This window comes from Paenibacillus sp. 1011MAR3C5 (assembly GCF_003591485.1).
GTDB lineage: Bacteria > Bacillota > Bacilli > Paenibacillales > Paenibacillaceae > Pristimantibacillus.
On sequence record NZ_QZCF01000009.1, the window covers coordinates 199,943 to 208,198 of the forward strand.

Here is an 8,256-nt window from a genome sequence, read left to right on the forward strand (position 1 = left end):
GAACTCCTTCATGCTGACCTATGGATAACCATTTCAAGCTTGAAAGGGGAAAGAAAGAATGAAGCACATGTTAGGGAGAGGGATCATCTACTGTTTGTTGTTCGTCATCGTATTGGCGGGTTGCAGCTCGAATAATGGAGAGGGCAAGCCACAGGGGATTGACCCGGACAAACCGGTGACCTTAAAGGTTGCGTTCATCAATGAGCAGATGTTCTATCAAAGCTATGGGAATGTGTTCAGCGCCAAATATCCGAATGTGCAATTCGAGGTCATCTCGACCATGGATGCAGCTATGAGCAAAGATCCCACGCAAGCGATGATCGACCTGGTCGACGAAAACCAGCCGGATATCGTCGTGCTGACGGCGTCGCAATATGAAGCGCTGGCGGCGGACGGGAGGTTGTATGAACTGGACTCCATGGTCACGCAAACCGGGTTCGAATTGGACCAGATGGTAGAAGGCGTCGTTCAATTGCTGCGTGACGCAGGCGGAGGCAAGCTCTATGGATTGGCGCCGACCTTCAATACCAATGCGCTCTACTACAACAAAGATCTGTTCGCCAAATACGGCGTTCCGGAACCAACAGACTTCATGACCTGGGAAGAAGTGCTTAAGCTGGCCGCGCGATTCCCGACAGACGGCGATGACGAGACGCGAATTTACGGATTGGCAAGCTCCATGTTTGCCCAAGACCCATTCCAGCTCATTAAGGACATGGCAGCTGCCAAAGGTTTGAATTATTTGAACGCGGATGCCACGGAGTTGACCATGTCGGAGCTGGAATGGAGGGAAATCTTCCGTGAAGTCGTGGAGGGTTACCAGAACAAGACGATTCATCAGCCAGTGCCCCAGCAAGGAGACGGGGGGATGATGTTCTCGATGGACAGCATGCTCTTCAATGATGGACGGGCAGCGATGGTCATCGATAACTCCAATATGATTAATCTTAGAGGCAGCATGGGAGTACGAGCAGTCAGTGCGGCTGGCGATTCCGATTCATCCAGCAGCCAGCCGGAAGAAGTGAACATGGGGGTTGTGACAGCGCCGGTTGATGCTGCTACGCCAGATATGACAAGCGCCTATACGGTCTCGCAAATCTTCTCGATTAATGCCGCTTCTTCACAAGCGGATATGGCGTGGGCATTCATCCAGTACGTCCATGGAGAAGAGGCTGCCAAGATACGATCGAATACAGCGATGGATTTGCAATCGCGCCTCGGGTACGAGACGACTTCCGATGGCGTAAACCTGGAACCTTTCTATAAGCTTAAGCCGCTTCCGATGGAGACCACACATTGGTATCCTAAGGGCTTCCGAGACAGCTTTGCGAAGATCGCGGGTGAAGAGATCAGCGCTGCGTCAAGCGGAGGGAAAAGTGTGGATGAAGCGTTTGATGCGATTACAAGCAGAGGGGCGGATGCGCTGGCGGAAGCCAATCTGAGCGGAGAGAAGGAGCAAGGCGGAGGTGGAGGATTTGCAGCAAACTTCATGTTCGCAGGATAGTCGCGAAGGGAATAGTCAAGCATGCGAAGAACCTGGTTCATGCACGGAGCCTATTGTCAGTCTATCGGGCATTTATAAGACATTCCGATCCGGTGCTGCGGAGGTTCACGTGCTGAAGGGGATTGATATGCGCTTGAACACCGGGCAGCTTGCCATATTGAAGGGAAGATCGGGTTCAGGCAAAACAACGCTGCTGAACATCATCGGCGGTTTGGATATGCCTAGCGAAGGGCATGTTCAGGTTGGCGAACATCACTTCCATCGAATGGGGGATAAACAGCGCACTCGCGTCCGTAAAAGCGAAATTGGATTCATCTTTCAAGCCTTCGCGCTGCACCCCCTGTTGTCGGCTTGGGAGAATGTTGAGTTGGGACTGCGATTATCGGGCTTTCCATCCGCGCAATGGAAGGATAGAATCGATGAATGCTTGGAGCAGGTCGGGATGACACAGAGGGCGCAGCATCGACCTTATGAGCTGTCCGGAGGAGAGCAGCAACGGGTAGCGATTGCTAAGGCGATCGCCCCCCGGCCCAGGCTGCTGCTGGCGGATGAGCCGACAGCCGAGCTGGATACCCGTATGTCTGAGCGGATTATGCTGATGTTCGAAAGGCTTCGTTCGGAAGAGAGGATGACGATATGTATGACGACACATGACCAAACGATGCTGGAGGTGGCAGATCATGTCTACGAGATGGCGGATGGAAGATTGGATTAAGCGCTATGGCCGCAACATGCTGCTTGGTGTATGCTGTGCGGGATTAATAGTTTCGACAGCCGCTTGCAGCTTCTCCCCCCAGTCGGATGAAGCGGAACTGATTGAGCTGATCGAGCCTCCCAATATTTCCAAGAAGCCGGAATACAAAGTAGCGAAGGCGACGATCGAGATCAAAGTGAATGCGACAGGCAAGCTGATGTCGAAGCGGCAGGAGAGCTTGCATTTCCTTTCGAACAGCGGTCAAATAGCCGAAGTGCTCGTTCAACCAGGCGATACGGTTGCAGCAGGACAATTGATTGCAGTCATCGACACCGGCACTCTTGATAATCAAATCAAACGCAAGGAAATTGAGATCAGGCAGGCCGAGCTCAACATGATTGAGAAGATTAGAACGAATACCCATAGCGAGGTTGATGACTTGAACTTTGAGCTCCTGAAGGGCGAAATGGAGGAGTTGAAGGCGCAGCGGGAGGCCTCTCGGCTAACCGCGTCATTCAGCGGTACACTTGTTTCCTTCAACAAGAAAATAGGCGATCCCATTAAAGCGTATGAGTCGGTGGGCGTGATATCGGACATGAGCACGCTAACGGTCGCCGTCAAGTTCTCAGCTTCTGATCTGGAGAAGATTGCGATAGGCATGGAGGCGAGCGTGAACATTAATACGGCGGGTACTCATTCCGGCAAAGTCTCGCGGATGCCGTTATCCAGCGAATCTGGGAACAAGGAGGAATCGTTGGACTCGTATGTTCTAATCGAGTTGGATAAATTCCCGGCGGATGTACAAGCCGGGACGCCGCTCAGCGCTTCTGTTGTGACGGAACGCAAGCAAGATGCGGTATTGATTCCGCCGTCCGCGCTGAAGAAGGCATCAGGCAGAAATTATGTGCAGGTTGTGGATGAGGACGGCAGTAAGCGCGAAGTGGATGTTGAAGTGGGGCTGACAACAGCTACTGAGGTAGAGATCTTGAAGGGGCTCGAATCGGGTCAGAGGGTGATTGGGCAATGAAGCCGCTGCTTCGATTTCTTCGGCGTAAAATGTGGAATAACCGCCCTCTGACGATCAGTTCTTTTATCGGATTATTGCTTGCCGTTTCGTTTACATGCAGCATCCCCTTTTATACGGACCACGCTTTGTCCAGGATTATCAGCACAACGCTCCATGAAGAGGGTTCGGGTGCGCCGCCGGGTTCGCTTCTGACCAGGTATCAGCCGACGCGCAATGATCCTGCCGATCCGGAGGCGCTCGCTGCGCTGCACGACTATATGACGAACAAGCTGCCAGAGCAAATCGACTATCCGCTCCTGCAATCTATCGCTACCTATTCCGTTGCTCAATCGCAGCTTCGGCAAGATGCATCAGGGGGCGGCACGGATAATCGCAGAAGGCAAATGTCGCTTATGTCCCAATCGGGGCTAGCTGAACACATAGAGATGACCAGCGGATCGATGTATGGAGACTCACCCGGCAGCGATGGGATTATGGAAGCCGTTGTCTCGGAGAATGCGCGAAGCCGGAACTATCTGGAGGTCGGGGACGTGTATCAATACACGCTGCCTACAGCCAAAGGCAATAAGGTCGTGCGTATCAAAATCGCAGGGGTGTTCCAGCCAAAGGATGCAGAATCGGCTTATTGGTATCAAGGGCTGGATGTCTTCTCCGGCACACTGATGATTCACCCGGATGTATTCGCGCAAGAGCTTGTATCGAGCCTGTCTGCTTCGGTCAACACGGTGAACTGGTACGGACTTTACGATCTGCAGAATCTTCAAAGCGGTGATTTGAGCAGGCTGGAGAAGCTCTTGCAAAGGCTGGAGCCGGATATGTACCAGATGCTGCGCAATAGCCGCGTCGATCTGAGCTTTCTGGATCTGATCCGAACGTTCAAGAAGGAAAGCCTGCAGGTGCAAATGACCTTATTTACGCTGGCTGCACCAATGCTTGCACTCTGCTTCTATTTCATCTATATCAATGCGAGACAATCTCTAGAGCGGCAGCGCAATGATATTGCGGTACTGCGCAGCCGCGGTGCGGAGATGCGGCTCATCTATGCCATCTTCCTGCTCGAAGGAGCGTTGCTGGGTGCGATTGCATGGTTCCTTGGCATGTTGGGCGCAGCAGGAATGGCACGGCTTATGGTGACAACGGATGGATTCATGCAATTCGCGATCGGCAAGGATGCTGACATCGGGTGGAGCGGTTCTGCCGGCTTATACGGGCTCGTTGCCGTTGCGGTTGCTATTCTGGCCGGATTGCTGCCAGTTGCAGGTTATGGCAAGCAGTCGATCGTCGGACACAAGCAGGAACTTGCAAGAGCCGACCGGAAGCCATTGTGGCAGCGATGGTATATCGATGTCGTGCTAGTGCTTGCTTCCGGTGCCGGGTGGTATCTCTTCCAAAGCGGCCAGCTGCATGCAGGGCAGCAGTCCCAGTCCGGCGGCATGCAGATTCATCCGGCGTTTTTCTTTGTTCCGGCTGTCGCCGTCTTCTCGGCTGGACTCGTCAGTCTTCGTTTGTTTCCTTTGCTGCTGAAGCTGCTTCACCGGATGCTGCGAAGATGGCTTCCGATAACGTTGCACCTTGCGCTCGTTCAGCTGTCCCGTTCACAAAGGAGCTATTTTCCATTAATGCTGCTGCTCGTCATGACGATGGGATTAGGCATTTATCACGCCTCGGCGGCGCGAACGATTGACCGAAATGAAGGCGAGAGAATCATGTACAGCAATGGAAGCGATGTCGTGCTTCAGCCTGTGTGGGAAGGAAAACTCCAGCTGTATGATGAGAAGGGCAACTATATACCAGAGGATCAGCCCAGGGATACGATCTACACGGAGCCGCCTCTCGCCCCGTTCGAGGAGATGCCGGGCGTGAAATCGCATGTACGTGTGCTTCAAAAAGAAGGGGATCTGTCTGTGGCAGGCAAGTCGCTTGGCAAAGGGCTGCTGATGGGCATTGACAATGTCGACTTCGCAGCCAGTGCCTGGTGGCGGCATGATCTGTACAAGGGGACGCATCCCTTCCATCTGCTGCGCTGGCTGGGCAATTATGAACAAGGGGTTATCGTGTCGCAATCCTTCGCCGAGCGGAACGCCTTGAAGCAAGGCGACTTGATCCAGATGACTGTGCAGAAGGTTCCGATTGAATTTGTTGTTGTGGGCATAACGGAATACTGGCCTTCGCTGTCTCCGCAGCAGCCTTTCGTCATCGCCAATCTGGATTATGTCTACGATCATATTCCGCTTACTCCTTATGCCCTCTGGCTGGATATGGAGGATGGCGCTAAAGTGATGCCAGTCGTGAACCATTTGCGCGGGCAAGGTATTGAGACTTCCAGCTTGCGTGATGCGCGCAATGAACGGATTCTGCAGAAGCTGCTTCCTTCGAGAGAGGGAACGTACGGCATTTTGACGCTTGGTTTTATTGTGTCGGTCGCCGTATCTTTCATCGGCTACTTGCTCTTTTGGATCTACAGTCTTGCGAGAAGAACGGTACAGATGGGCATATTGCGCGCTACGGGTTTGGCGCGCGGTCAACTGACCTTCATCCTGTTGCTGGAGCAGCTGCTTACAACGGGTCTTGCCATTGGGCTTGGGCTTGGGATCGGCCGCATGGTCAGCAAGCTGTTCCTGCCATTGCTGCAGACCAGCGGAGGGGCTCAGGTTCCGCCGTTCACGATCATATTCGAGCTGAGGGATACGATGCAGCTGCTTGCCATTGTGCTTGCCATGCTGTCCATCGGAGCTTGTGTACTGACCGTACAGATATGGCGGCTGCGTGTCCATCAGGCCGTGAAGCTGGGAGAGGAAAGGTAGGGATTGCATGATCGACTGCGAAGGATTGGTGAAAATTTATAAGTCGGACGACGTAGAAGTCGTCGCCCTGCAAGGGCTGAATTTGAAGGTTGAGCATAAAGAGATGATTGCCATTATCGGCAACAGCGGCAGCGGAAAGTCGACGCTGCTTAATATATTGGGCGGTCTGGATCGCCCTTCAGCAGGAAAAGCAGTCGTAGGAGAGTGGGACTTGCTGCAGATCAACGAGAAGGAGCGGGTCGCCTACAAACGGAATACCGTCGGGTTTATATGGCAGAACAATTCGCGGAATCTGCTTCCTTATTTGACCGTGCTGGAGAACGTGGAGACGGCGATGATGGTAGCTGGGAAGGTCGATTCAGCTTACGCCAAGCAATTGATCGAGTGGGTAGGGTTGTCGCATCGAATCAACAATAAGCTGGTGCAGCTGTCCGGCGGAGAGCAGCAGCGAACGGCAATTGCCATCTCGCTTGCCAATCGCCCGTCCCTGCTGCTTGCAGATGAACCAACAGGCTCCGTGGACGTACAAACTTCCGACCAGATTATGAACATTTTCCGCAGCTTGAACAAGGAGACAGGAGCGACGATTGTCATCGTCACGCATGATCTGTCCTTGGCGCGCAAGGTTGATCGGGTCGTTGCGATTCGGGACGGGATGACAAGCTCGGAGATGATCAAGCGGTCGGCGTCTGAGACAGAGCAGTCTGCGAGGACGAATGAGGAGCACGAGGAGTATGCCGTTGTAGACCGGTTCGGCAGGCTGCAAATTCCTGAAGAGCTGAGACAGAGGCTGGGCATTCAAAACAAAGTTAAGCTGTCAGTCGAACATACGAAGCTAATGCTGGAAGTTCCGAATACGTAAAAAGAAGGGAGAAAAGCTTATGTCCTCCTCCCATTTTGAAACGCTCGTACAGTCGCACTTACCGGAATTGCGCAAGTACTGCCGCTACTTGTCAGGCTCCGTATGGGATGGCGAGGACCTTTATCAGGAGACGCTGGTCAAGTCATTCAGCTATTACTCAAGAAAGGGTGATATCAAGGAGGTTAGGCCTTTCTTGTACCGGGTAGCCAAAAACCGATGGCATGACGAATACCGGCGCAGCGGGCCGGGGCAGCAGGAGCTGGATTCGGCAAAGACGGGTGCCGCCCTGGATGTGGATTATGCGGAAGTGCGAGGCTGGATGGAGTGGGTGGCCCGCTGTATGCCGCTCAGGCAAGTCGTTGTATGGCTGCTGGCCGATTATTTCGGCTATAGCATGAAGGAAATTGCCAGCGGACTGAGCACGACCATGTCGGCGGTCCGCTCCATCTTGTTCCGTGCCAGATTAAGGCTGCGGGAATGTCATGGAGCCCAGCCTGATGCTGTATTCACAGCAGACCGTAAATTTGTGAGAGAGCTCTCCTTTCCGATCGAGAGATTGGTATATTGCATAATTAGAGACAATCCTGCACCGTTGTTTCGATCAGGCCGCGGATTAGGAAGCTGAATCGAGTATGATGGAGACGATGCAGGGCAAAAGCCAACCAGAGCTGTGAACTGCTCCCCGTCAAGTAGACAGTACAAAAAATAAAGATCTATGATGCGGCCTTAGCCCTAAATTCTTTGGGACTGAGGCCGTTTAGTTTTTTCTGTAATCGTTCGTAATTGTAAAAGTGGATATAATCATCAATGTCGTTCTCTAACTGTTCAAAGGTCTGGTATTTATGTAAATAGTACTTTTCACATTTCAACGTTCCCCAAAAGGATTCCATAGGCCCATTATCAATACAACGCCCAACTCGTGACATGCTCTGCTTTAGCTTAGCTTTATCCAACATTCTCTTAAAACTCGAAGACGTGTACTGGAAGCCCCGGTCACTATGAAGGAGCGCTTTGCTCTTTGGTGCTGCCTTTAGCGCTAACTTCACTGTTTTAAATACGAGCGGATTATTATTGGAATGCCCCAGTACATAAGAAACAATCGATTTATCATGAAGGTCGAGAATTGCACTTAAATAGGCTTTCTGACCATAACCGTACTTAAATTCAGTGACATCCGTCAACCACTTTTCGTTCGGTGCTTCCGCCTGAAACTGACGGTTTAATACGTTCTCAGCAACATGTTGCGGCGTAGAATGCTCATATTTCTTTTTCTTCCTACGGATGACGGATTGAATCCCTTTTATCTTCATCAGACGATACACGCGTTTATGGTTAATCTGCTTCTCCGTTTTTCGACCATATGCA

At 52.2% G+C, this 8,256-nt stretch carries 7 protein-coding genes; 6 read left to right on the top strand and 1 reads right to left on the bottom strand.

Going from position 1 to position 8,256, the window contains the following annotated elements:
* Positions 1-58: 58 nt before the first annotated feature.
* From D3P07_RS23000 to D3P07_RS23025, 6 genes are all read left to right on the top strand, one after another.
* Positions 59-1,504, top strand: a complete 1,446-nt coding sequence (locus tag D3P07_RS23000) for an ABC transporter substrate-binding protein (protein ID WP_119802649.1) — start codon at positions 59-61, stop codon at positions 1,502-1,504.
* Positions 1,505-1,613: 109 nt separating this feature from the next.
* Positions 1,614-2,219 (top strand): ABC transporter ATP-binding protein, encoded by a 606-nt coding sequence (locus D3P07_RS23005; protein WP_310732570.1) that lies wholly within the window; start codon positions 1,614-1,616, stop codon positions 2,217-2,219.
* Positions 2,185-3,225, top strand: a complete 1,041-nt coding sequence (locus D3P07_RS23010; RefSeq protein WP_182914473.1) for an efflux RND transporter periplasmic adaptor subunit — start codon at positions 2,185-2,187, stop codon at positions 3,223-3,225. Before D3P07_RS23005 ends, D3P07_RS23010 begins: the two co-directional genes overlap by 35 nt.
* Complete coding sequence (locus D3P07_RS23015; RefSeq protein WP_119802653.1) at positions 3,222-6,029, top strand: ABC transporter permease; 2,808 nt, start codon at positions 3,222-3,224, stop codon at positions 6,027-6,029. The genes D3P07_RS23010 and D3P07_RS23015 overlap by 4 nt, the downstream gene beginning before the upstream one ends.
* Positions 6,030-6,036: 7 nt before the next feature.
* The gene (locus D3P07_RS23020; RefSeq protein WP_119802655.1) at positions 6,037-6,891 is read left to right on the top strand and encodes an ABC transporter ATP-binding protein; all 855 of its coding nucleotides are present in this window, start codon (positions 6,037-6,039) and stop codon (positions 6,889-6,891) included.
* 19 nt (positions 6,892-6,910) lie between these two features.
* The gene (locus tag D3P07_RS23025) at positions 6,911-7,516 is read left to right on the top strand and encodes an RNA polymerase sigma factor (RefSeq protein ID WP_119802657.1); all 606 of its coding nucleotides are present in this window, start codon (positions 6,911-6,913) and stop codon (positions 7,514-7,516) included.
* An 88-nt stretch (positions 7,517-7,604) separates the two neighbouring features.
* Here D3P07_RS23025 and D3P07_RS23030 read toward each other — a convergent pair.
* On the bottom strand, positions 7,605-8,256 hold a 652-nt coding region (locus tag D3P07_RS23030; protein ID WP_119802659.1), incomplete at its 5' end, for an IS3 family transposase.

Coding starts and splice junctions, on each gene's coding strand:
- D3P07_RS23000 (WP_119802649.1), top strand. CDS start 59: ATGAAGCACATGTTAGGGAGAGGGATCATCTACTGTTTGTTGTTCGTC.
- D3P07_RS23010 (WP_182914473.1), top strand. CDS start 2,185: ATGTCTACGAGATGGCGGATGGAAGATTGGATTAAGCGCTATGGCCGC.
- D3P07_RS23015 (WP_119802653.1), top strand. CDS start 3,222: ATGAAGCCGCTGCTTCGATTTCTTCGGCGTAAAATGTGGAATAACCGC.
- D3P07_RS23020 (WP_119802655.1), top strand. CDS start 6,037: ATGATCGACTGCGAAGGATTGGTGAAAATTTATAAGTCGGACGACGTA.
- D3P07_RS23025 (WP_119802657.1), top strand. CDS start 6,911: ATGTCCTCCTCCCATTTTGAAACGCTCGTACAGTCGCACTTACCGGAA.